This is a genomic window from Nocardia sp. A7 (assembly GCF_046549215.1).
In the GTDB taxonomy this organism is placed as follows: Bacteria; Actinomycetota; Actinomycetes; order Mycobacteriales; family Mycobacteriaceae; genus Nocardia.
Genome location: NZ_JAJPWE010000005.1, coordinates 278639 through 298461, shown reverse-complemented (window position 1 = coordinate 298461; position 19823 = coordinate 278639). Strand labels below are relative to the sequence as shown.

Genomic DNA, 19823 nt, shown 5'->3' with positions numbered 1-19823 from the left:
CGCCGGACTCGGATACAGAGGAAAGACCATGACCGACAACATGATTGCCTGGGAGCTCGGCGCCGACCGGGTGCTCGTGCTCACCATCGACGACCCGAACCAGTCCACCAACACGATGACCGAGTCGTTCGCCCGCGATCTCACCGCGACCGTCGACCGGCTCGAAGCCGAGCGCGACAGCTTCGACGGCGTCATCCTCACCTCGGGCAAGGACACCTTCTTCGCCGGCGGTGACCTGAACCTGCTGATGAACGCGACACCGGAGACCGCACCGCAGATCGCGCTCGGCCTCGACACCTACAAGGCGGCGTTCCGTCGGCTCGAGACGCTGGGCAAGCCGGTGGTCGCCGCGATCAACGGCACCGCGCTCGGCGGCGGCTTCGAGGTCGCGCTCGCCACCCACCACCGGATCGCGCTCGACGCCAAGGGCAGCCTGCTCGGCCTGCCCGAGGTCACCTTCGGGCTGCTGCCCGGCGCGGGTGGCGTCACCAGGACCGTGCGGCTGCTCGGCATCACCGACGCCGTGCTCAACGTCGTCGGCCAGGGCCAGCGGATGAAACCCGCCAAGGCGCTGCAGGTCGGGATCATCGACGAGGTCGCCGCCACCCGCGAACAGATGTTCGCGCAGGCCCGCACCTGGATCACGGCCAACCCCGAGGCGGCCCAGCCGTGGGATGTGCGGGGCTACAAGATCCCCGGCGGCACCCCTGCCAGTGCGGCACTGGCCGCCAACCTGCCCGCGTTTCCCGCGAACGTGCGCAAACAGCTCAAGGGCGCACCGATGCCCGCGCCGATCGCGGTGCTGGCGACGGCGGTCGAGGGCGCGCAGGTCGACATCGACACCGCGTTCGCCATCGAGACCCGTTACTGCACCAAGCTGATCTGTGGTCAGGTCTCGACGAACATGATCAAGTCCCTGTTCTTCGATCTGGGCACGATCAACAAGGGCGGCAGCCGCCCCGAAGGCTTCCCCGTGCGCACGCCGGAGAAGGTCCTCGTGCTCGGCGCGGGCATGATGGGCGCGGGCATCGCCTATGTGCAGGCCCGCGCCGGCATGCAGGTCGTGCTGAAGGACGTCACCATCGAGGCGGCCGAGCGTGGCAAGGCCTACTCGCGCAAGCTGCTCGACAAGGCGCTGCGCAAAGGTGCGATCACGCAGGACTCCTACGACGAGATCCTCGGTCGTATCCACCCGTCCGCGGATCCGGCCGACGCCGCGGGCTGTGACTTCGTCGTCGAAGCGGTGTTCGAGGACCCGGGCCTGAAGAAGAAGGTGTTCGGCGAGATCGAACACCTGGTGAACCCTGATGCCCTCCTCGGGTCCAACACCTCGACCCTGCCGATCACCGACCTGGCCACCGGCGTGCAGCGGCCGAAGGACTTCATCGGTCTGCACTTCTTCTCCCCGGTGGACAAGATGCCACTGGTCGAGATCGTCGTCGGCGACGAAACCAGCGATGAAGCCATCGCCCGCGCCATCGACTACACCCTGGCGATCAAGAAGACGCCGATCGTGGTCAACGACAGTCGCGGCTTCTTCACCAGCCGGGTCATCGGCCAGTTCATGGACGAGGCCATCGCGCTGGTCGCCGAGGGCGTGCACCCGGCCTCGGTCGAACAGGCCGCCACCCAGGCCGGTTATCCCGTGGGCGCCTTGGCGTTGGCCGATGAGATCAATATGAAGCTGGCGCAAAAGATTCGGCGCAGCCTGAAGGAGAACCTGCTCGCCGAAGGCAAGAACTGGGTTGATTCGAAGGCCTACCCGCTCGTCGACGCGATGGTCGACGAGTTCGATCGGCCGGGCCGACTCGAGGGCCGCGGCTTTTACGACTACGACACCGACGGCAAGAAGCTCGGCCTGTGGCCGGGCCTGGCCGAGAAGTACACCCGTGACCACACCATCGCGTTCATCGACATGCAGGAACGGATGCTGTTCGCCGAATCGCTCGACACCGTGCGGTGTTTCGACGAGGGGGTGCTGCGCACCGTGCCGGACGCGAACATCGGGTCGATCTTCGGCATCGGGTTTCCGGCCTGGACCGGTGGCGTGATCCAGTACATCAACCAGTACGCGGGCGGGCTGGCCGGATTCGTGGCGCGGGCTGATGAGCTGCGGGCCGCCTACGGCGACCGCTTCGAGGTTCCTGAGTCGTTGCGTACCAAGGCCGCGGCCGGGGAAACGCTCGGCTGAACCAGGTCTGCGATGACGACGATGCACAGCGACCCCCGGCACCCGGTGAGCCCGGATGCCGGGGGATCGGCAGCCTCCCCGTCCGGCCTTCGTGGACCCGCCGCGCGGGCCCACCGGCGTCGGCTCATGGTGGCCGCCGCGCAAGCTGTCTTCGTCGCCAGCGGATATCACGGGGCCAGGATGGACGAGATCAGCGCGCGGTCCGGGATCAGCAAACCGGTGCTCTACGATCATTTCGCCAGCAAGCTGGACCTGTATCTCGTTGTGCTGCAACTCAATCTGGATCGGATGGTCGACGGTGTCCGGGCCGCTGTCGCAACGGACACCGAGCCACGGAACCGGGTCCGTCGGGCCGTGCAGGCCTATTTCGACTTCGTCGACCACGACCTCGGTGGGTATGTGCTGGTGTTCGAATCACCGGTGCCCAGCGAACCGTGCGTCGAATGGCGGGTGCGCAACGCGATGCGCGACTGCGCGGTCCTGGTGAGCGTCGAATTGCGGGCGGCGGGCGTCGAGGCGAGGAAGGCCGACATGCACGCTTGGGGACTGGTCGGCATCAGCCACCTCGCGGCCCGCCATTGGCTGGAAGCCGGGCGACCGATCCCGAAAAGCGACGCGATCGACACCGCGTCCGCGCTGTGCTGGAACGGACTATCGACAGTTGATCGACCACAGGAGGACAGATAGACCTTCACTGTCGATTTCGCCTCGATGCGCGGACTCCGAGTGGCGGGCGAGCGAATTACCCGATGTGACCGATGCCCGACCACAGGTCGCAGTGATGCTGCTGGGTGAACGAGTCGGCGGTGCTGATGCGGTCGCTTCCCATTTCGAGGGTGCTGCCGGGTGTGGTCGGCCAGCCGGTGAAGTCCGTTGTCACCGGATCGCCGGTGTGCGCGAACTGCGCCCAGCTCTGCTGTATGCGTCGGGAGAGCAGATCCGCGGCCGGTGGCAGGGGAATGTTCACACCCATCAACGCGGAGAACACGTAGGGGATCTCCGCGGCGTGAAAGGCGCCCGGTAGCAACGGATTGTCGCCCAGCGGAGCTTCGTTGAACTGGTACTGCCACACCTGTGCGCCACCCCGGCGTGCGGCTTCGGTGGTGAACAGGGCGGGGCAGGCGAAGAATCCGTCCGTGATCACTCGTTCCTTGGCTTTTACGGGGGCGGCGAAGTCGGACAGCGGATATCGGGTGATGACCTGATCGGCGTTGTCGCCGAACAGTTCTCGTGTCCAATTCAGATAGTCGGTCGCGGTGGGTACGGTGGCGCGCGTGTAGTCGAGCAGCGCGATGAAGGTGGCGCCTTCGTCTGCGTTGCTACCGACGATGAGGGGCATGTCTCGCGCTGCCCCCGCGGCCAGAGCCTGTTCGGGTTCGGCGGTGACCACGACGCCGTCCAGGACCGGGCTCCAGGTCACCGCCATCGAATTCATTTCTGTGGTCGGGGAATCGAGCAACCGGTCGGCGGGCAGCGCGCGCAGGCATGGCAGCCGGGTCCGCGGATCGTCGCAGCCCACGCTCGCGGCGTAGTCCGCCGATCGTTGGAACGCGACGTCTCTGCTCGGCGGAGCGAGGGGGCTGCGCGCGCACGACCCGCTCTCGACGATGGCCCGGTGGAAGAGCCCGCGAGCCGACGGTGAGGCGAGTTGGGTACACACGCTCATCCCTCCGGCGGATTCACCGAAGATCGTGACATTGCCCGGATCGCCGCCGAACGCGGCAGCGTTGTCCTGAATCCAGCGCAGCGCGGCTTGTTGATCGAGCGTGCCGTAGGTGCCCGTGATGCCGCCGGTGCTGTCGGCGAGTTCGGGCAGCGCGAGGAAGCCGAACGGCCCGACGCGGTAGTTGGGGATGGCCACGATGACCTTGCCCTCGCGCACGAGTCGGGCGGGGGAGTCGTATTGGGCGTTGGACCCGAGAACGAAGGCGCCGCCGTAGAGCCACACCATTACCGGCAGCGCGGCGTCAGAAGCGTTCTGCGGCATGTAGATATCGATACTCAGGCAGTCCTCGCCCGACTCCTGGAGCGCCACTCCGAACGGCACGGGGGAGGCCTGCGGGCATTGCGGACTGTGGGTGAGCGCGGGACGCAGGTCTGTCCACGGCGCCGCGGGCCGCGGCGGCGCGAAGCGGTTCTCACCCGAGGTCGGGGCCGCGAACGGCACGCCGAGGTACTCGACGATCCCGTCGGTGCGCAGACCGCGGATCTGCCCACCGGTGACGGTAGCCACCGGGTCCGCAGCGGCGTCGGCGGGCGCTGCTCCGGTTCGCGGGATCGCGGTCGCCGAGATCGAGGCGACCAGACTGGTCAGGGCCACGGCCGTCGCCAGCCATCTGATGGCCGCGAACCGAGGTGTGAAGATATGGACTCGCAACGAGAGCTCCCACAGTGATTTACTTTTGAAACAAAACTACTGTAGGTGACCAGTTGGGTCGACGGGGACCTTTTCCCCGAGTGGCGCGTGGCTATCGGTCCAATGCTGCCAGCAACTGTCTCAGCGCCGGCAGCGCGCACTCCAGTGCTCGCTGATCGGCGAGCGGTAATTTGGCCAGCGAATCGCGCAGCATGGTCGCGCTGGTGTGGTCGTATCTGGCAAGCAGTTCCCGCGCCGTCGCCGATGTCACCAGGGTCGCCGTGCGCCCGTCTGTCGTCGACGGCACCCGATCGACCAGGCCCGTGGCCGCCATCGTCCGAATCAAATTGCTGATCGTCGACTGCGCCACCCTGAGTTCGATCGCCGCCTGGCTGGGGGTCAGGCCGCCGGTCGTGGCCAGCAGTCGAAGCAGTTCGATCTGCGCCTCCGGGAGATCGGGCAACCCCTCCGATGCCCGGGTGCGTCGCAGTACCGCACGTCGAAGTGGGCCGAGCAGGGCGCTGAGCTGGGTCTCGACCGTTGTGGTCGAAGCCGATTCGGTTCGGGCGGCGGAGGCGTCCATCTGCTCATTCTTCCCTGGCGCGCCGTGATTGCCTTGACTGACTCATGTTGCGTGCCATCCAGCTCCCCGGCATCCGCGGCCTGGTCCGACGCGCGATCCAACGTGCCGACAACCAGGTGGCGCAGACCGTTCACCCTTTGAGCCGCAGCACCGCCAGCACCCTGCGGTGGCGGGTGTCCGACGGTGGTAGATCGAGTTTGGTGAAGATGTTGCCGATGTGCTTCTCGACGGCCCGCTCGGTGACGGTGAGCGAGGTGGCGATGGCGTTGTTGGTGAGTCCCTGTGCCATCAGTTCGAGTACTTGGCGCTCGCGCGGGGTGAGCCGGGCCAGCGAATCCTGTTGCCGGGACGCGCCCATCAGCTGGCTCACCACCTCGGGGTCGAGTGCGGTGCCGCCGGTGGCGACCCGGTGCAGCGCGTCGACGAAATCACCGACATCGGCGACGCGATCCTTGAGGAGGTAGCCGACGCCACTCGCTCCGGCTGCGAGAAGTTCTGTCGCATAACGGGTTTCGATCCATTGCGAGAACACGAGCACACCGGTGCTCGGGTATTTCCTGCGCAACTCGATGGCGGCCAGCAGGCCCTCGTCGGTGAAGCTGGGAGGCATCCGCACGTCCACCACCGCGACATCGGGCCGGTGGGTTTCGACGACCTCGCTCAGCGATGTCGCGTCGCCGACCATCGCCACCACTTCGTGTCCGCGTTCGGTGAGCAGCCCGGCCAGCCCGTCGCGCAGAATGGCGCTGTCCTCGGCGATCACCACCCGCAGGGGCGCGGTCACTGCGGGCCCTCGTTCGGCAGGATCATGGTCACCACGGTAGGCCCGCCGGCGGGACTGTCGACGGTGAGCGTGCCGTCGACGGCGAGTGCGCGGGCGGCGAGCCCGGCTAATCCGCTGCCGGTCACGGTCGGTGTGCCGGGGCGGGGCGCACCACCGATTCCGTTGTCCCACACGGTGACCGCGATGCGACGCTGGCTGTCGGGTAGCACCGACACCGTGACTCGGTTCGCGTGCGCGTGTTTGACCACATTGGTGAGCAGCTCGGCGACGGAGAAGTAGGCGATCGCCTCGATGGCCGGGCTCGGCCGCCGGGGGATGTGCACACGCAGGTCGACCGGCACCGCGCACCGGGCGGTGAGCGTCTCCAGCGCCGGGCCGAGGCCGAGCTCGAGTGCGGGTGGATGGATGCCGCGCACCAGTTCGCGCAGCTCGGTCAACGCCTCCTTGGAGTTGGCGCGCGCGTCGGCGATGAGGTCGCTGGCATCGCCGCCCGCGGCCAGGCGTTCCTCGGCCCTGCCCAGCGCCATGGCGATGGTGACCAGCCGGGCCTGCGTGCCGTCGTGCAGGTCGCGCTCGACCCGGCTCAGGGTGGCGGTCGCATCGTCCACCGCGGCCCGTCTGCTGGCCCGCAGTTGCGCCAGTTGCCGGTCGCGCGGTGTCGCCGCCAACAAGTGAACGATCAGCATGCGATGCAACCAGCAGACGCCACGGACCAGCCACGGCAGCGCGAAGCACAGCAGGATGCCGATACCGGCCATGGCGAGCGCGCGCGGCCAGGTGTCGACGTAGAACGAACCGAACTGGGCGAGACTGTGGTGCTCGACGCCGTTGTCGTCCACCTGGATCGGATCGAACAGCGCCCACGGGATGGGGGAGATCGCCGTGAACCCGACCATCGCGATCACCATGAGGACGACGTAGCCGACCGCGACGCCGAGCACCGACTGCGCGAGCAGGAACAGCACGACCCGCCAGCTCGGCCGATCGGTGAACGCGCTCTTCAGAAATCCGAAGAAGCCGCTCGCCCTGGTGAAATCCGGTGGCGATTCGACCCGGGTCTCGAGCAATGCGCGGCCGAGGAACCGATAGATCCGGCCCCACACCCGCCCGCCGAGCAACACTGTCGCCAGCAACGGGATGCCGATGAGGAGGATCGACGCGTACAGCCCGCCACCGAACCCGAAGAACAGATAGCACACAGCCACACAGCCGAGGACGAACGACGCAACCAGATAGGCGAGCTCTCTCCAGGCCCTGGCCTCGAACGGCGCGCGCAGAACCGCGGTCAGCGGTCCGGTCCGGCGCCGCGGTGCATCCTGCGTCGCGGTGAGCGCGACGGTCGGTTCGTCGGCGATGTCGACCACGAGGGTCGGCTCGGCTGGTGTCTGGGTCATGACTCCATGGTTGTCGTCGCGGCGCGGAAATTCGATCGAGCTGTCCACCGAGTCGATGGTGTGGCGAGCTACACCTGTCACCGCCTGCTCGCTCGCGCCGACTCGATACGGGCGGCGAGTTCGACCAGGTCCTCGGCGGGTCCGGTCGGCGGCGTTCTGCGATGCCAGATAGCGCGGAACATCCTGGTCAGGGTGATCGACGTGGCCAGTTGCACCTCGCACAGGGTGCCTGCGCGCAGTTCGTGCGCCACGATGAGACGGCTCACCACCGCGGGCGCGGTGCCGTTGCGGGCAGTGGTGAGAATCGCCGCCGCCGAGCCGAGTTCGGCGGCTGGCCGGGCGGGTGTGCCGTGCATCTGCAGCGCCTCCCAGACCGTGTCGCGGGTTCCGGAACCCTTCTCGCGCCACAGCAGTGGGGTGTCGGCGAGTTCGCGCAGCGTCACCGCTCGGTGGCGAGTGGCCCAGGGATGATTCGTCGCGACGACCACGGCGAGTTCGTCGGCGACCAAGACCCGGCTGCCCAATCCCGCGGGGGAGTGTGGGCCCTCGACGAAGCCGAGCTCGGCATCACGGGCGCGGACCGCGGCCGTCACCTGCTGTGAGTTCGCCACGTCCAGTTCGACCGCCAATTCGGGCCGCAGTTTCCGCAGTGCCGACAGCCAGTGCGGAATGCGGTGGTCCGCAATGGTTTTCGAGGCCATCACGCGCAGACTCGGGTGCAGCGCACGGTGCAGCGCCGCGACGCCGTCCATCAGTGCGGCACCGGCGGCCAGCACCGGACGGCCGAGCTCGACCACCTCGTAACCGGCATCGGTCAACGCCGACCCGGTGGGCCCGCGGTCCAACAGCCGCAGCTGTAATCGCCGCTCCAGCGCACTGATTCGCATCCCGACGGCAGGCTGGCTGACGCCGTGTCTGCGCGCGGCCGCGCCGAGGCTGCCCAACTCCGCCACCGACACCAGCAGGTCGAGCACCTCCAGGTCGGGCGTCCCCCGCGGCAAGCTCATAAGGAAACCTTACGAGGTAACCGATTTCGGCCGCTACCGCAGCAGTCACCCGGACACCAGGCTTCTCCCTGTCCGCGCATCGCGGATGGAGTACAGCGAGGAGAACACCGTGACATTCGTGATCGGCGCCGCCTGCGTAGACGTCCTCGACCGAGCCTGCATCGAGGAATGCCCGATCGACTGCATCTTCATCGGAGATCGGATGGCCTACGTCCAGCCCGACGAATGCATCGACTGCGGTGGATGTGAACCGGCCTGCCCGGTCGAGGCGATCCACTACGAAGACGATCTTCCCGCGGGCCAGGAGCAGTTCATCGTCGAGAACCGGCGATTCTTCGACGAGCCGCTGCCCGGCAGGACCCGGCCACTGGGGCAGCCGGGCGGGGCGGCGGCGATCGGCCCACTCGGCTCGGATACGCGCTTCGTCCGGGAGTATCAGCCGTGAGCGGCGGGAAGGGTCTGCCACCGGGCGTGATCGTTTGCCCGCATCAGTTCGGGGTAGTTCGAAGCGACGTCGGAACGCACGATGATGGAAGGGAAAGCGATGACCGGAACTGATCAGACCAAAGACTCCGAGCAGGATACCGACAGCGCGGCGGCCGAACCCAAAGGTGGCCGACCCGGCCCGACCGATCAGGGCAAGAACGGTGGGATGGCGACGCGTGAAGTTGCCCCGGACATCGCCGAAACCGAGGGCGGGCAGGAACCACCGGACTGAACCGGAGCCGCCCGCCCGCGTTCATCGCGCGCGAACCGCGCGCCCGCGATCGGCGATCCGGAATTCGACCGTCACGGGGACGGCACCGAGGTCCAATGCCGTGCGCAGGCGCGCGACAGCGTGCTCGAGGATCTGGCGTCGCAACGCGGGCAGATCTGCCGTGGGATCGGTGGTGACCAGCAGGTGCAGTTCGGGTGCGAGCGCGGTGCCGGACAGCCGGGCGGTGGCCGAGCGGACTCCGTCGTAGGTCTCGACATCGGCGGCCACCGGTTCGGCGGCCGTGCTCGACTCGAGCTGCGTACGCCCCGGCTCGTCCGCCGACCCGACCTGCCACACAGCGCGCTTGGGCAACCGCGTGAACTGGGCGGCCAGCCAGCGCAGTGCGGCCAACACGAGCACGACGGCGCCGGCGATCACGAGGTAGAACACCAGGCGGGGCGGTTCCTCCGTGCCGGGGACCAGCGCCGCCTCGCGCGAGACCCGGCCGAAAGCGCCGAAGTGCGCGGTGATCAGCAGCCCGCCCGCCGCGACCAGCAGGATGCCGGTCAGTCCGAGGAGACCGCGATTCAAGCGGGCGGGCCGGTTGGCACTGCTCATCGCGCACCTCCGTGACCGATCGTGCGCAGGCTGGTGCGCAGGCGGGGGACATGGGCGGGCTTGATGCGGTCCAGCCGTGTCGCCACGGCCTGGCCCACGTCCTGCGCCGTCCGTTCGACGGTGTGGTCGGTGTGCCCGGTGACATGGATCTTGCTGCGGCGCAACCGGACCCGAGCCTTGTCGAGGCCATCGACACCGTCCGCGGCGTCGGCCAGCGCGTGCCGCAGGCTCCGGCGCGCGATGCCGGCGTCGATGCCGTCACCGGATTCCAGCGCGATCAGTACCGGCTTGCCCGGCAGCGCCGCCACGGCCAGCAGCGCCAGCCCGAGCACGACGACGACGATGCCCGCGCTCAGCACCCACGCACTGCTCCACGATGTGTCGTGCAGCCGGGCGGCGACGCTGTCGTAGGAGACCCACTCCCGGGTGCCGGTGAGCCGCTGGATCAGCGACACCGCGACGAGCACGGCGGCGGCGCCCAGCAGTAGCGCGACGATCACGGCGGGCACGACCCGGCGGGGGCGGCGTGTCATCGAACTCTCCTCTCGGGCGGTTCCGGCACCATGGCCGAGACCTCGATGTCGACCTGCGGCACTGCCATGCCGGTCAGCTCCTCGGTCCGGGCGATCAGATGCGCGCGACACTCCTTGGTGACGCGGGCGACGGGCAGCGGATAGCGGATGGGCAGGCGGACGCGCAGGGTGGCGCTGACACCGACCACCTGGGCGCTCACCTGCACATCCGGCTCTACGCCTGCCACCTCGGTCGCGGCTCGTGCGGCGATGCGCCGCACGACCCGCTCGTCGATCGTCGTCGTGCCGGGCAATGCGGCGGTATCGGTCACCGCCGACTCCGATCCTGGGCCGACCGCAGCAGTCCGGACAGATCGACTTCACCGTCGAGCCAGCGCCCGATCAGCAGGCCGAGGCCACCGAAGATCAGCACGACCGCGAAGGCGCCGAGCCCGCCGAAGGCGGCGGCGAAGCCGAGGGACAGACCCATGACGAGGCAGATCATGGTGGCGTTCATGTCACTGCACCCGGTCGCGAGTCGGCTGCTGCTGATCGGCGTCGTCCTCGATGTAGACGTCGTTGACATTGATATTGACCTCGACGACCTCGAGCCCGGTCATCTGCTCGATGGCGGTGATCACGTTGCGGCGCACCGCGCGCGCCAACTCGGCGATGGCCACCCCGTACTCGACGACGAGTTCCAGATCGACGGCGGCCTGCTTCTCGCCCACCTCGACCGACACACCCTGTCCGATGCTCGAGGACGCGCCCGGAATGCGGTCGCGCAGCGCGCCGATCGTGCGGGCGGTGCCACCGCCGAGGTCGTAGACGCCGCGCACCTCGCGCGCAGCCAGCCCGGCGATCTTCTGGACCACGGTGTCGGCGATGGTGGTGGTGCCCTGATCGGTGACCAGGGCGCCGTTTCGGTTGGCGACCTCGGCGGACTTCTCGACGGTCTTGCTGGTGTCGGTGCTCGTGCTGGTCATGGCTACTCCTGGTTGTGTTGTGCTGCAACAGTTGTCGAACGGACACTGGTAGGACACCGTGGCAGGCGATTCGTCACGGGCCAGGATCGTGATCTGGGTCGCTGTGGTCGGTGAACACGTCGGTGTGCAGGTCCACGACATGGACGCGCAATCGCGCTGCGGCCCACGGGGTCTCGTCGAGCAGCGGTCGAATCGCGGCGTCGAGCTCGTGCAGCAGCGGCCACAGCGGCAGGCTCGCGGCGACGACCCGGATCTGGACCACCGTGTCATCGAGGTCGACGGCGGCACTGCCCGCGTTCCACGGCAACCACTGGCTGTTCTGCAGACCCATCGGAACCGCGGGGTACACCCCGTCGACGGAGTCGATCGCCGCCACGATCCGGTCGATCAACGCGGACACACTGGTCACGATCGCCCCGGTTCGATATCGAGTACGCAGACCGTCACCTCGTCGACGTCGGCACCCGTCTGCTCGGCCACCGCCTGGGTGACCGCTCGCTGCACCGCCCGGCCCACGTCGCCGACCTGCGCGGACGCCGACAGAGCGAGGTCGACCTGGATACCGAGCAGCCCACCGGAGCGCCGGATCCGGACACCGGCGGAGGGGATCGGTTCCTGGCCGTTCCACAGGTGGCGGCCGGTGCGGGCCAGATGACCGACCAGGCCGAGCACCCCGGGCTCGAGGCGCGCCACGCCCGGGACCTGGATCGCCGCCCTTGCGGCGACACCGGCGATCACGGCGTCGCCGACGACCAGCTCGGTCTCGGGCAGGGTGCCGGTCACCGGTCTTCCTCGTAGATGTCGAGCACGGTGACGTCGAGCGCGCCGAGCCGGATGCCGATCCGGGCGGTCGCCGCGGCGCGTACTCGCGCACGCACCACCGAGACCACATCGTCGATCCGCTGCCCGCGGTGCCCGCCGTGCCGGACGGCGATGGTCATGTCGACGGCGATCACCTGCTCGCCGTCCTCGTCGATGTCGGCGCTGTGCACGCGGCACCCACGCGCCCGCACACCGTCCACGGTGTCGGCGGCGAACCGGAGCACCACGGCCACGGCCTGTTCGCTCACCTGGATCGCGCCGGGGTGCGGCGTGTCGAGGGTGAGGGTTCGCCCGCGGCGCACGTCGGCGCGCACGGCGGACATGATGCGGCCGAACAGATCCGGCGGCGGCGGGTCGGGTTCTTCGATGAGTTCGCGGGTAGCGGCCCGCAACGTCAGCAGGCTCTCCCTGGCCACCGCGCAGTGCGGGCACGACGACTCGTGGGTGTCGATGTCGGTGTCGTCGAGTCGTTCCCACACCTGTTCCAGCCCGCGTTCGCACGGGAGCAGGTAGTCGTTGTCGGTGCTGTGGGTCACCGCCATGGCTTCATCACCTCTGCCAGTTGGGCTCGGGCGCGCGCGATCCGCCCGCGCACCGCTGTGCTGTTGGCGCCGACGATCTCGGCGATTTCGTCATAGGAGCGACCGTGCACCTCGCGCAACAGCCAGCAGGCCCGCTGTTCGGGCGTGAGCAGTTGCAGCGCGTCGGTCAGCGCCGCCATCTGACTGCTCACCTCGGTCGCGTGGTCGGGGCGGGTGTCGGGATGGGTCGAGGCCGTCGTCTCGGGGTCGACCTCGGCGGCGGGGCGCCGGGCGCGGATCACATTGAGGCACCGGTTGGTCGTCATCCGATAGAGCCAGCCCGCGAACGCGGCGTCGTCCTGCAGTCGTGCGATCGTTCGCCAGGCCTTGAGGAAGACGTCCTGGGTCACGTCCTCGGCCTCGGCGCGGTCGGCCAGCATCTTGGCCGCCAAGCGGAACATCGGTCCCTGGTAGCGCAGCACCAGCTGCTCGTATGCGCGGACATCACCGTCACGCGCCCGACCTGCCAGGGTCGCGTCATCCAGCTCTGCCTCGGTCGCGGGTGACGTCGTAGTCACGCGGCACCTCCTCCGCTGTTCCTGTGATGGACACCGACGCGCAGGACATCGTCACGGCGAATTATGGGTGATCGTCGTCTCGTTATCCGTTCTGTGCGCTTTCTGGGGTGTCGCCCGGAGTGCTCGGCATCGGCCAGTCCAACGGGATCCCCAGGATGGACCCCACACCGCGGACAGCCGAGATCACCGCGCGCACCTCATCGATGCCCTGGCCGAAGGCCTCGGTGCGATCATCGATGCGGAAGGGGCACAGATAGGTGTGGGGCCGGTCGGGGTCTTGGCGGGGCCGACCGAGCATGATGACCACCGGACCGGACGGGGTCTGCACGGCCTTGGCACCCAGCGGCGGGCCGAACTCGCGGGCCTTCGCCGCCGACACGGGGGAGTCGTCGGAACGTCGGCGCGAGACGACCGGTTCGCGGGAGTCGTTCGAGTCGCGGCGTTGCGAACCGGCCCGTGCCGCGGCATCGGGAATGTCGATCAACGCGGCGTAGATGGCACCCAACCTGTCCGGGCCGTGGACTCGGTGCGCACGGGAGCCGGCGACGCGATAGGTGCACTGCCAGCCTTGCGTCGCGTAGTCCTGCCGTGGATCGGCGATTTCCACCCGTATCTCACGGTCTCCGGCTCTGACGGTGCTCGCGATGGCTATCTCGTCGAGTTCGCTGTTCACAGATCCTCCCAATGATCGGGCCACAAGGCCGACGGAGTTCGCTGCGCACAGATACCCGGATGGGTGAGGCGCGGTAATCGGTGTCGGGCAGGCACGCCGCCGATCAGTGCGTGTGGGACGGCGGGTACCCGCCCTCGGCGAGATCGGCGAGCCGCGACAGCGATTCGCGATTGCGCGGCACGAGCATCAGCGCCTGGAACGCGTGTGGCAACAATCGACCGGGTCCGCCGACGGCTCGTTCGGTCATCACGACCTCACAGGAGGTGGGATCGATGGCGCGGAGCTCCAGCCGGACCACCGCACTGCCGATCGGCCAGAGCCTGGCGATGAGTTCGATGTTGTGCGGCGCATCGATGGCGCGCACCGAGGTGGTGTCCTCGATGGTGCACGGCCACGGTCCGACACTGTGATGGATGCCGGCCCCCACGCTCGGCCAGGTGTCGTCCACTCCGCGGATGTGGGAAGCACCGACGACCCACCCCGCATAGGACCATCCGTCCGCGAGCACAGCGAAAACCTTGTCCATCGGGGCCTGGATCGTGCGGGTCACCTGAACCATGTCGCGGTCGCCTCCTCGGCTTCGTCATCCTGGCTCGACACATCGGCACTTACCCGTTCGCGCGACTCCGAATCGGCCGTGCGGGACTTCGGCAGCCGGTGCGTAGTCGGTCCAGATCGGGGTATACGCGTCGTACACCGGTCTCGATGAGCTTCGTACACCGGTTCTCGATGAGGGAAGGCGTCATGATGAATGTCGACGAGAAGGTCTCGACCGGACACGGCGGACGGATACGGATTCCGCGCAGCCGGGGCGCGCTGGGTGGGCTTGCGGTGCTACTCCTCGGGATCTGGGGCGCACTCATCCCGTTCGTCGGTCCGATTTTCGATTTCGCGTACACCCCCGACGAGCCGTGGGTCTGGACGACGGCGCGCGGCTGGCTCCAGGTCCTGCCGGGCGGCGTCGCGATCGTCGGCGGTCTGCTCATGCTGATGAGCCGCAACCGGCTGGTCGCCAGCTTCGGTGGCTGGCTGTCGGTGGCGGCGGGCGTGTGGTTCGTGATCGGGCCGTTCCTGGCCGAACTGCTCCGACTCGGGGACATCGGCGTGCCGGTCGCTTCCTCGGATCTGAAGCGTGCGCTGCTGGAGTTGACGTTCTTCTACGGACTCGGCGCGCTGATCCTGTTCTTCGCCGCGAGCTCGCTGGGACGACTGTCGGTGCGCAGCACCAGGGACATCGCCTTCGCCGAGCGCACGCGTGCCATCGGTGCCGATCAGCGTGTTGTGGTCGAGAAGCGGGATGTGGTCGAGAAGCGCGGTGTGGTCGAGGACAAGAAGGTGGTTCCCGCCGCCGGCGCCCAGTCGACTACCCGCCGACTGCGTCTGCCCAAGTTCCGCAATCGGGCGGTCTGACTACGTCGTTTCGACGGTGACCATCGTGTCGGCGCTGGGGAAGTCGAGCACTCGCAGTCGGCCGGTGACCAGGTCGACCGTGTCGGCGACCACCCGGCCCGCGCGGCGGGCGTCATCGGCGAAGCTCGTGCTGACCACCCGGTAGCTGCGCTTGGCGGTGAGCACGACGTCACCTGCCCGCAGTGACCCGGCCGAGGTGGGGGGCTCGGTCGAGGTCGTCGACGGTGCCGGTTTCCGGATGAGCTCGAGCAGTTTCAGCAACCTTGTTCTCCACACTGTGCAACGCCCGCTGAGGCGTCCCGTTCGCCGGATTCGCGAACGGTGTCGCGCTGTTCTTACCCACGACCGGCACGGTTGAACCCTCGGTTCTCGAGCGACCGCGCAGCAGTTTCGGCCTGCGGAGGAGATCGAATATCACTCCGCAGGCCGATTCCCTCTCATACCAAGGGATTACGGCCGACGAGAGTTCCGTCGATAGCGTCGAGATCTATGACGACACCCGCTCTGGTCCCCGAGTCACCACCACGGTCAGCGCGGCGCGGCGCCGACGGTGATTACGCCCGTCTGCTGCGCCGGATCTCCGAAGCCGGCCTGATGAACCGCCGTCCCGCCTACTACGCCGTCCGGTTCGGCCTCGTCGGCAGCGCGTTCGTGGGCGGCTGGGCGGCGTTCGTCCTCGTCGGCGATTCGTGGTGGACGTTGCTGGTCGCGGCGTTCATGGCGGTGACGTTCGCCCAGGTCGCCCTCGTGATGCACGATGTCGCGCACCGCCAGGTCTTTCGGCTTCGGCGGCCGACCGAGCTGGTGGGACGCATCGCGGGCAACGCGGGCATCGGCCTCGGTTATGGCTGGTGGCAGGACAAGCACACCCGCCATCACGCCAATCCGAACCACGAGGAACTCGACCCCGACGTGGCCCCCGACATTCTGGTCTGGTCGCAACAGCAGGCCAGGTCCAGTCGCGGTCTGCCGCGTCTCATCGGTCGCGCGCAGGCGTACCTGTTCTTTCCCCTGCTGTTGCTGGAGGGCCTCAACCTCCATGTGGCCGGCGTGCGGGCGCTGCGCAATCGCTCGGTCAAGCAGCGGGGATGGGAAGGTGCGCTGCTGTTCGGCCACTTCGCCCTCTACCTGACCGCACTGTTCGCCGTGCTGCCCGTCGACAAAGCCCTCGTATTCTTCGCTGTCCATCAGGGCCTGTTCGGCCTGTACATGGGCTGCACCTTCGCCCCGAACCACAAGGGCATGCCGACCTTGACCGGTGACGATCGCCCCGACTACCTGCGTCGCCAGGTGCTGACCTCCCGCAACGTGCGTGGTGGCGCGTTGACCGACATCGCCCTCGGCGGACTCAACTATCAGATCGAGCATCACCTGTTCCCGAGCATGCCGACGCCCAACCTGCGGCACGCCCAGGTGATCGTCCGCGATTACTGCGCCGAAGTCGGCGTGGCGTACCACGAGACCGGGCTGATCTCTTCGTACCGCGAGGCGCTGACACACCTGCACCACGTCGGCGCCCCGCTGCGTACGCCCGATCGGAAATAGCGGTCGCTGTTACGGCAGGCTGTCCAAGCGCACGTCATGGGCGACGGCGGTGGCGCGCAGGCCGTCGTCGCCCGGTTGGATCGCGGTCACCCGCGCGCCGAGCGGCAGTTCCTGGAGCGGCACGACGAAGGTCAGGGATTGGCGCAGCAGTGCCAGCGAGATCGTCGGTCCGCCGGCCGCCGCTCGCACCGAGACCGGTGTGATCTGAATGCCGGCCTCGGTCGGGGCGACGGTGATGATGACTGTCGCGGGCACCGACAGACCTGCCACCGAGAACGTCCCGGTGGCACGCAATCCCTCCGGACTGTTGGCGATCGACTCCACTCCCGACGGCGCGTAGCGCTGCACAACGTCGTAGGGAACCACGGCCGTCGCGGTCGCCGTGGCCGCGACAAGGTTCGAGGTGCGGTTGTCGATCACGTCGCGCAACGGCGCGGCGACATCGGTCAGCGCGATATCGAGGTGATGGACCGAGATGTCGTGCCCATTCCAGTCGCCGATCCGAATATCGATCTCGTGATAGGTGCCGTCGACGGCCTGCGTCAGAAACGGAAACCCACCGATCTCGACATCGGGTTGCCGCGCCAGGTTGTACTCGGCGGCGATCTTGCGCCCGATCTCGTTCTGCGCCAGCACGACTCCGACCCGGTCCCCGACGACCAGCGCAATCGCCAGCACGACGATCAATATCAGCAGGGCACGCATACGTTCACCATCTCGGCCATCCCACCATCATCCTGCGAATCGCCGTCGGTTGCTGCGTTGGACCCGCAACCGGTTCATCGAGGTGTCGGTCGGCGCCGACGTCATCGCGTTCATTTCGGCCTGAAATGATCTGAGGTGGTGCGCTACCCGACCCGGGTGGCCCTGTGTGGAACGGGACCCTGTGAGCTCCGCTGTACTCCTGATAGTGATCGTGCTCGTGGCAGCGGTGATGTTCGCGGTGCCGTGGTGGGTGCTGGTTGCCGCACCGACCGGGCGCAGTGGGCTGCGGTATCGGGTCGGAACCGGGGTCTGCGTCGTCGGCTTCGTCGGTCTGCCCGTTGCCATGTTCTTCGGGCACGGGCCTGCGCACTTCGACCCGGCGGCGATCGTCGGTGACGTACTGCTCGGGGTGCTGTGGGTGGTGTTCGTGTGGTCGGTGATCGGTGCGGTGGTTCGGGGTGCGCTGAGCGTCGCGGGGGTCAAGGGTATGCGCGCCACCCGGGGTGTGGCGGTTGCCGTGGCGGCCGTGTCGGTGGTGCTGACCGGGTACGGGCTGTACGAGGCGCTGCGGGTACCGCAGGTTCGGACCGTCGATGTGGCGATTCCGGGTCTGGCCGAAGGGCTCGACGGGCTACGCGTCGTGGTGCTCACCGATACCCACTTCGCCGCGATCGATCGGGAGGACTGGTCGCGGAAGGTCGTCGACGTGGTCAATGCGCAGCAGCCCGACATCGTAGGGCTGGCCGGCGATCTCGTCGACGGTTCGGTGGCGCAGCGACAAGACCAGGTCGCTCCGCTCGCCGACGTAGCAGCGCCACTGGGCCGGTTCTACATCACCGGCAATCACGAGTACCTCGACGATGCCCAGAGCTGGATCGACTACATGGCCTCGATCGGCTGGCAGCCGCTGCACAACGCGCATCGCACCGTCGACCGCGACGGTGATCGCCTCGTTGTCGCCGGTATCGACGACCCCACCGCCGATGTGCCCGGCCACGGTCCCGACCTGCCCGCCGCGCTCGCGGGCACCGACCCCGCGCTGCCGGTCGTGCTGCTGGCTCACCAACCGAAACAGGTCGCCGACAGTTCCGCGGCGGGCGTGGAGCTGCAGATCTCCGGTCACACCCACGGTGGTCAGATCTGGCCGTTCCACTACCTGGTTCGACTCGACCAGCCGGTCGTTTCGGGACTGAGCAGGCACGCGAACAACACCCAGCTCTACACCAGCCGAGGCACCGGCTATTGGGGTCCGCCGCTGCGAGTGTTCGCGCCGAGCGAGATCACCGTGCTGGTATTGCATCCGCAGCGATGAACGCTGGTTCAGTTGTCGAGTTCGAGGCGGATGATGCGGTCGTCCCCGGCAGCGGGGTCGCCGCGCCCGTCGGTGTTGTTCGTCAGCACCCAGAGTGATCCGTCAGGTGCGACGGCGATGTCGCGAAGGCGCCCGTATTCGCCGACGAGCTGCTCGGTCGAGTGGGCGAGATCGTCGAGCGGGATTCGGCGCAGTCGCTCACCGCGCAGATTCGCGACATAGACGAACCCGTTGACGTTCGTCATCCCGCTGGGGCTGGCCTCGGACGGTTTCCACTGCTGAACGGGGTCGATGAAACCAGCTCGGCCTGCGATGCCTTCGACCTCGGGCCAGCCGTAATTGCCGCCCGGTTCGACGATATTGAGTTCGTCCCAGGTGTTCTGGCCGAATTCGCTGGCGAGCATCCGCCCGTCCGCTGTCCAGGTGATGCCCTGGGGGTTTCGGTGACCGTAGCTGTAGACGAGCGATCCCGGGATGGGGTTGTCGGCAGGTGCTTTCCCCTCCGGTGTCATGCGCAGAATTTTTCCACCCAGCGTGGCGCGATCCTGTGCGGTTCGCCGGTCGCCCGCGTCGCCGACCGTGGCGTACAGCATCCCGTCGGGCCCGAACGCGATCCGGCCGCCGTTGTGATTGGCAGCAGCAGGCAGGCCGGCGAGGATCGTCGTGCGGCCGCCGAGCGCGAGGTCGCCCGGTGGGCCGGTGATGTCGAATCGTTCGATGCGGTTGTCGTCAGCGGCGGTGTAGTAGACGAACAGGTACCGCTCGCGCACGGCGATACCGAGCAGACCACCCTCGCCGGACGCCTCGACCCCCTCGATGACGCCCACCTCGAATGATGTTCCGTCGGCGCCTATTTCGAGAATGCGGGCGCTGTCGCGCTCACTCACCAGTGGGGTGGAACCGTGGAAGGCGATCGACCACGGCGCATCGAGGTCATCGGCGACAGTGGAGTTGGCGCCGGAGGAGTCGGTCCGGACGGTCGTGCGCTCGGTGTCGTCGCTCGGGCTCGGGGCACACCCGCACAGCAGACCGATAACCAACGCGGACGCCACGAGAAGCGTTCTGTTCCGGTAGTCCATGCTGTCGAGGTTAAGCCCGCGGTGCGGCAGTCGCCTCGGCATGCCGATCG

26 protein-coding genes are annotated in these 19823 nt (G+C 68.0%); 7 read left to right on the top strand and 19 right to left on the bottom strand.

Annotation, left to right across the window (positions count from 1 at the left end; translation table 11 throughout):
• Positions 1 to 28 precede the first annotated feature (28 nt).
• Positions 29 to 2191: a 3-hydroxyacyl-CoA dehydrogenase NAD-binding domain-containing protein gene (locus tag ACLJPD_RS26935; RefSeq protein WP_410875878.1), complete on the top strand. Its 2163-nt coding sequence runs from the start codon at positions 29 to 31 to the stop codon at positions 2189 to 2191.
• A gap of 12 nt (positions 2192 to 2203) precedes the next feature.
• Positions 2204 to 2878 carry a TetR/AcrR family transcriptional regulator gene (locus tag ACLJPD_RS26930; RefSeq protein WP_410875876.1) on the top strand — a complete coding sequence of 225 codons (675 nt, stop codon included), beginning with the start codon at positions 2204 to 2206 and terminating at the stop codon, positions 2876 to 2878.
• A 55-nt stretch (positions 2879 to 2933) separates the two neighbouring features.
• On the opposite strand, the gene ACLJPD_RS26925 is transcribed toward ACLJPD_RS26930, so the two are convergent.
• The 5 genes from ACLJPD_RS26925 to ACLJPD_RS26905 form a co-directional block, all read right to left on the bottom strand.
• Positions 2934 to 4511 (bottom strand): carboxylesterase/lipase family protein, encoded by a 1578-nt coding sequence (locus ACLJPD_RS26925; RefSeq protein ID WP_410875874.1) that lies wholly within the window; start codon positions 4509 to 4511, stop codon positions 2934 to 2936.
• Positions 4512 to 4659: 148 nt separating this feature from the next.
• Entirely contained in the window at positions 4660 to 5130 is a 471-nt protein-coding gene (locus ACLJPD_RS26920; protein ID WP_410875873.1) for a MarR family winged helix-turn-helix transcriptional regulator, read from the bottom strand.
• Between the two features lie 130 nt (positions 5131 to 5260).
• Positions 5261 to 5902, bottom strand: coding sequence for a LuxR C-terminal-related transcriptional regulator (locus ACLJPD_RS26915; RefSeq protein WP_410876322.1), 642 nt, complete (start codon positions 5900 to 5902; stop codon positions 5261 to 5263).
• A gap of 8 nt (positions 5903 to 5910) precedes the next feature.
• Entirely contained in the window at positions 5911 to 7308 is a 1398-nt protein-coding gene (locus ACLJPD_RS26910) for a sensor histidine kinase (RefSeq protein ID WP_410875872.1), read from the bottom strand.
• A 77-nt stretch (positions 7309 to 7385) separates the two neighbouring features.
• Positions 7386 to 8315, bottom strand: a complete 930-nt coding sequence (locus tag ACLJPD_RS26905; protein WP_410875871.1) for a LysR family transcriptional regulator — start codon at positions 8313 to 8315, stop codon at positions 7386 to 7388.
• A gap of 109 nt (positions 8316 to 8424) precedes the next feature.
• Here ACLJPD_RS26905 and fdxA point away from each other — a divergent pair, with 109 nt between their 5' ends.
• Together fdxA and ACLJPD_RS26895 are read left to right on the top strand one after the other, a co-directional pair.
• Positions 8425 to 8760, top strand: a complete 336-nt coding sequence (gene fdxA / locus ACLJPD_RS26900; RefSeq protein ID WP_410875869.1) for a ferredoxin — start codon at positions 8425 to 8427, stop codon at positions 8758 to 8760.
• A gap of 99 nt (positions 8761 to 8859) precedes the next feature.
• Positions 8860 to 9033 carry a hypothetical protein gene (locus tag ACLJPD_RS26895; protein ID WP_410875867.1) on the top strand — a complete coding sequence of 58 codons (174 nt, stop codon included), beginning with the start codon at positions 8860 to 8862 and terminating at the stop codon, positions 9031 to 9033.
• 21 nt (positions 9034 to 9054) lie between these two features.
• Here the strand turns inward: ACLJPD_RS26895 and ACLJPD_RS26890 are convergent, their stop codons facing one another.
• The 11 genes from ACLJPD_RS26890 to ACLJPD_RS26840 all read right to left on the bottom strand — a co-directional run bounded on the left by ACLJPD_RS26890 (position 9055) and on the right by ACLJPD_RS26840 (position 14281).
• A complete protein-coding gene (locus tag ACLJPD_RS26890) occupies positions 9055 to 9630 on the bottom strand; it encodes an alkaline shock response membrane anchor protein AmaP (protein WP_410875865.1) in 576 nt (191 codons plus the stop codon).
• Positions 9627 to 10163 (bottom strand): DUF6286 domain-containing protein, encoded by a 537-nt coding sequence (locus tag ACLJPD_RS26885; protein ID WP_410875863.1) that lies wholly within the window; start codon positions 10161 to 10163, stop codon positions 9627 to 9629. Before ACLJPD_RS26885 ends, ACLJPD_RS26890 begins: the two co-directional genes overlap by 4 nt.
• Positions 10160 to 10474: an Asp23/Gls24 family envelope stress response protein gene (locus tag ACLJPD_RS26880; RefSeq protein WP_410875861.1), complete on the bottom strand. Its 315-nt coding sequence runs from the start codon at positions 10472 to 10474 to the stop codon at positions 10160 to 10162. The genes ACLJPD_RS26885 and ACLJPD_RS26880 overlap by 4 nt, the downstream gene beginning before the upstream one ends.
• Positions 10471 to 10659, bottom strand: coding sequence for a hypothetical protein (locus ACLJPD_RS26875; protein ID WP_358114335.1), 189 nt, complete (start codon positions 10657 to 10659; stop codon positions 10471 to 10473). The genes ACLJPD_RS26880 and ACLJPD_RS26875 overlap by 4 nt, the downstream gene beginning before the upstream one ends.
• Before the next feature lies 1 nt (position 10660).
• The gene (locus tag ACLJPD_RS26870; RefSeq protein ID WP_410875859.1) at positions 10661 to 11128 is read right to left on the bottom strand and encodes an Asp23/Gls24 family envelope stress response protein; all 468 of its coding nucleotides are present in this window, start codon (positions 11126 to 11128) and stop codon (positions 10661 to 10663) included.
• Positions 11129 to 11201: 73 nt separating this feature from the next.
• Positions 11202 to 11537 (bottom strand): hypothetical protein, encoded by a 336-nt coding sequence (locus tag ACLJPD_RS26865; protein WP_410875858.1) that lies wholly within the window; start codon positions 11535 to 11537, stop codon positions 11202 to 11204.
• Positions 11534 to 11911, bottom strand: coding sequence for an Asp23/Gls24 family envelope stress response protein (locus tag ACLJPD_RS26860; protein ID WP_410875857.1), 378 nt, complete (start codon positions 11909 to 11911; stop codon positions 11534 to 11536). The genes ACLJPD_RS26865 and ACLJPD_RS26860 overlap by 4 nt, the downstream gene beginning before the upstream one ends.
• A complete protein-coding gene (locus ACLJPD_RS26855) occupies positions 11908 to 12492 on the bottom strand; it encodes an Asp23/Gls24 family envelope stress response protein (RefSeq protein ID WP_410875855.1) in 585 nt (194 codons plus the stop codon). The genes ACLJPD_RS26860 and ACLJPD_RS26855 overlap by 4 nt, the downstream gene beginning before the upstream one ends.
• Complete coding sequence (locus ACLJPD_RS26850; RefSeq protein WP_410875853.1) at positions 12483 to 13049, bottom strand: RNA polymerase sigma factor; 567 nt, start codon at positions 13047 to 13049, stop codon at positions 12483 to 12485. Before ACLJPD_RS26850 ends, ACLJPD_RS26855 begins: the two co-directional genes overlap by 10 nt.
• Before the next feature lie 82 nt (positions 13050 to 13131).
• Complete coding sequence (locus ACLJPD_RS26845) at positions 13132 to 13722, bottom strand: hypothetical protein (RefSeq protein WP_410875852.1); 591 nt, start codon at positions 13720 to 13722, stop codon at positions 13132 to 13134.
• Positions 13723 to 13825: 103 nt separating this feature from the next.
• Positions 13826 to 14281 carry an SRPBCC family protein gene (locus ACLJPD_RS26840; protein ID WP_410875850.1) on the bottom strand — a complete coding sequence of 152 codons (456 nt, stop codon included), beginning with the start codon at positions 14279 to 14281 and terminating at the stop codon, positions 13826 to 13828.
• A gap of 185 nt (positions 14282 to 14466) precedes the next feature.
• On the opposite strand from ACLJPD_RS26840, the gene ACLJPD_RS26835 reads away from it, so the two are divergent.
• Positions 14467 to 15132, top strand: a complete 666-nt coding sequence (locus ACLJPD_RS26835; protein ID WP_410876321.1) for a hypothetical protein — start codon at positions 14467 to 14469, stop codon at positions 15130 to 15132.
• Here the strand turns inward: ACLJPD_RS26835 and ACLJPD_RS26830 are convergent, their stop codons facing one another.
• On the bottom strand, positions 15133 to 15393 hold the full coding sequence (locus ACLJPD_RS26830; RefSeq protein WP_410875848.1) for a hypothetical protein: 261 nt from the start codon (positions 15391 to 15393) through the stop codon (positions 15133 to 15135). It abuts the gene before it with no gap.
• Between the two features lie 228 nt (positions 15394 to 15621).
• Between ACLJPD_RS26830 and ACLJPD_RS26825 the strand changes: the two genes are divergently transcribed.
• A complete protein-coding gene (locus tag ACLJPD_RS26825) occupies positions 15622 to 16677 on the top strand; it encodes a fatty acid desaturase family protein (protein WP_410875846.1) in 1056 nt (351 codons plus the stop codon).
• Between the two features lie 9 nt (positions 16678 to 16686).
• On the opposite strand, the gene ACLJPD_RS26820 is transcribed toward ACLJPD_RS26825, so the two are convergent.
• The gene (locus ACLJPD_RS26820) at positions 16687 to 17382 is read right to left on the bottom strand and encodes a DUF2993 domain-containing protein (protein WP_410875845.1); all 696 of its coding nucleotides are present in this window, start codon (positions 17380 to 17382) and stop codon (positions 16687 to 16689) included.
• A 181-nt stretch (positions 17383 to 17563) separates the two neighbouring features.
• Here ACLJPD_RS26820 and ACLJPD_RS26815 point away from each other — a divergent pair, with 181 nt between their 5' ends.
• Positions 17564 to 18694 carry a metallophosphoesterase gene (locus tag ACLJPD_RS26815; protein WP_410875843.1) on the top strand — a complete coding sequence of 377 codons (1131 nt, stop codon included), beginning with the start codon at positions 17564 to 17566 and terminating at the stop codon, positions 18692 to 18694.
• 8 nt (positions 18695 to 18702) lie between these two features.
• On the opposite strand, the gene ACLJPD_RS26810 is transcribed toward ACLJPD_RS26815, so the two are convergent.
• Entirely contained in the window at positions 18703 to 19773 is a 1071-nt protein-coding gene (locus tag ACLJPD_RS26810) for a PQQ-dependent sugar dehydrogenase (protein WP_410875841.1), read from the bottom strand.
• Positions 19774 to 19823 lie beyond the last annotated feature (50 nt).

Excerpts from the sequence above, each read along its gene's own strand:
- ACLJPD_RS26890 (WP_410875865.1), bottom strand. The coding sequence starts at position 9,630 with ATGAGCAGTGCCAACCGGCCCGCCCGCTTGAATCGCGGTCTCCTCGGA.
- ACLJPD_RS26835 (WP_410876321.1), top strand. The coding sequence starts at position 14,467 with ATGATGAATGTCGACGAGAAGGTCTCGACCGGACACGGCGGACGGATA.
- ACLJPD_RS26825 (WP_410875846.1), top strand. The coding sequence starts at position 15,622 with ATGACGACACCCGCTCTGGTCCCCGAGTCACCACCACGGTCAGCGCGG.
- ACLJPD_RS26920 (WP_410875873.1), bottom strand. The coding sequence starts at position 5,130 with ATGGACGCCTCCGCCGCCCGAACCGAATCGGCTTCGACCACAACGGTC.
- ACLJPD_RS26840 (WP_410875850.1), bottom strand. The coding sequence starts at position 14,281 with ATGGTTCAGGTGACCCGCACGATCCAGGCCCCGATGGACAAGGTTTTC.
- ACLJPD_RS26875 (WP_358114335.1), bottom strand. The coding sequence starts at position 10,659 with ATGAACGCCACCATGATCTGCCTCGTCATGGGTCTGTCCCTCGGCTTC.
- ACLJPD_RS26935 (WP_410875878.1), top strand. The coding sequence starts at position 29 with ATGACCGACAACATGATTGCCTGGGAGCTCGGCGCCGACCGGGTGCTC.
- ACLJPD_RS26905 (WP_410875871.1), bottom strand. The coding sequence starts at position 8,315 with ATGAGCTTGCCGCGGGGGACGCCCGACCTGGAGGTGCTCGACCTGCTG.
- ACLJPD_RS26810 (WP_410875841.1), bottom strand. The coding sequence starts at position 19,773 with ATGGACTACCGGAACAGAACGCTTCTCGTGGCGTCCGCGTTGGTTATC.
- ACLJPD_RS26870 (WP_410875859.1), bottom strand. The coding sequence starts at position 11,128 with ATGACCAGCACGAGCACCGACACCAGCAAGACCGTCGAGAAGTCCGCC.
- ACLJPD_RS26820 (WP_410875845.1), bottom strand. The coding sequence starts at position 17,382 with ATGCGTGCCCTGCTGATATTGATCGTCGTGCTGGCGATTGCGCTGGTC.
- ACLJPD_RS26910 (WP_410875872.1), bottom strand. The coding sequence starts at position 7,308 with ATGACCCAGACACCAGCCGAGCCGACCCTCGTGGTCGACATCGCCGAC.
- ACLJPD_RS26895 (WP_410875867.1), top strand. The coding sequence starts at position 8,860 with ATGACCGGAACTGATCAGACCAAAGACTCCGAGCAGGATACCGACAGC.
- ACLJPD_RS26885 (WP_410875863.1), bottom strand. The coding sequence starts at position 10,163 with ATGACACGCCGCCCCCGCCGGGTCGTGCCCGCCGTGATCGTCGCGCTA.
- ACLJPD_RS26930 (WP_410875876.1), top strand. The coding sequence starts at position 2,204 with ATGACGACGATGCACAGCGACCCCCGGCACCCGGTGAGCCCGGATGCC.
- ACLJPD_RS26855 (WP_410875855.1), bottom strand. The coding sequence starts at position 12,492 with ATGGCGGTGACCCACAGCACCGACAACGACTACCTGCTCCCGTGCGAA.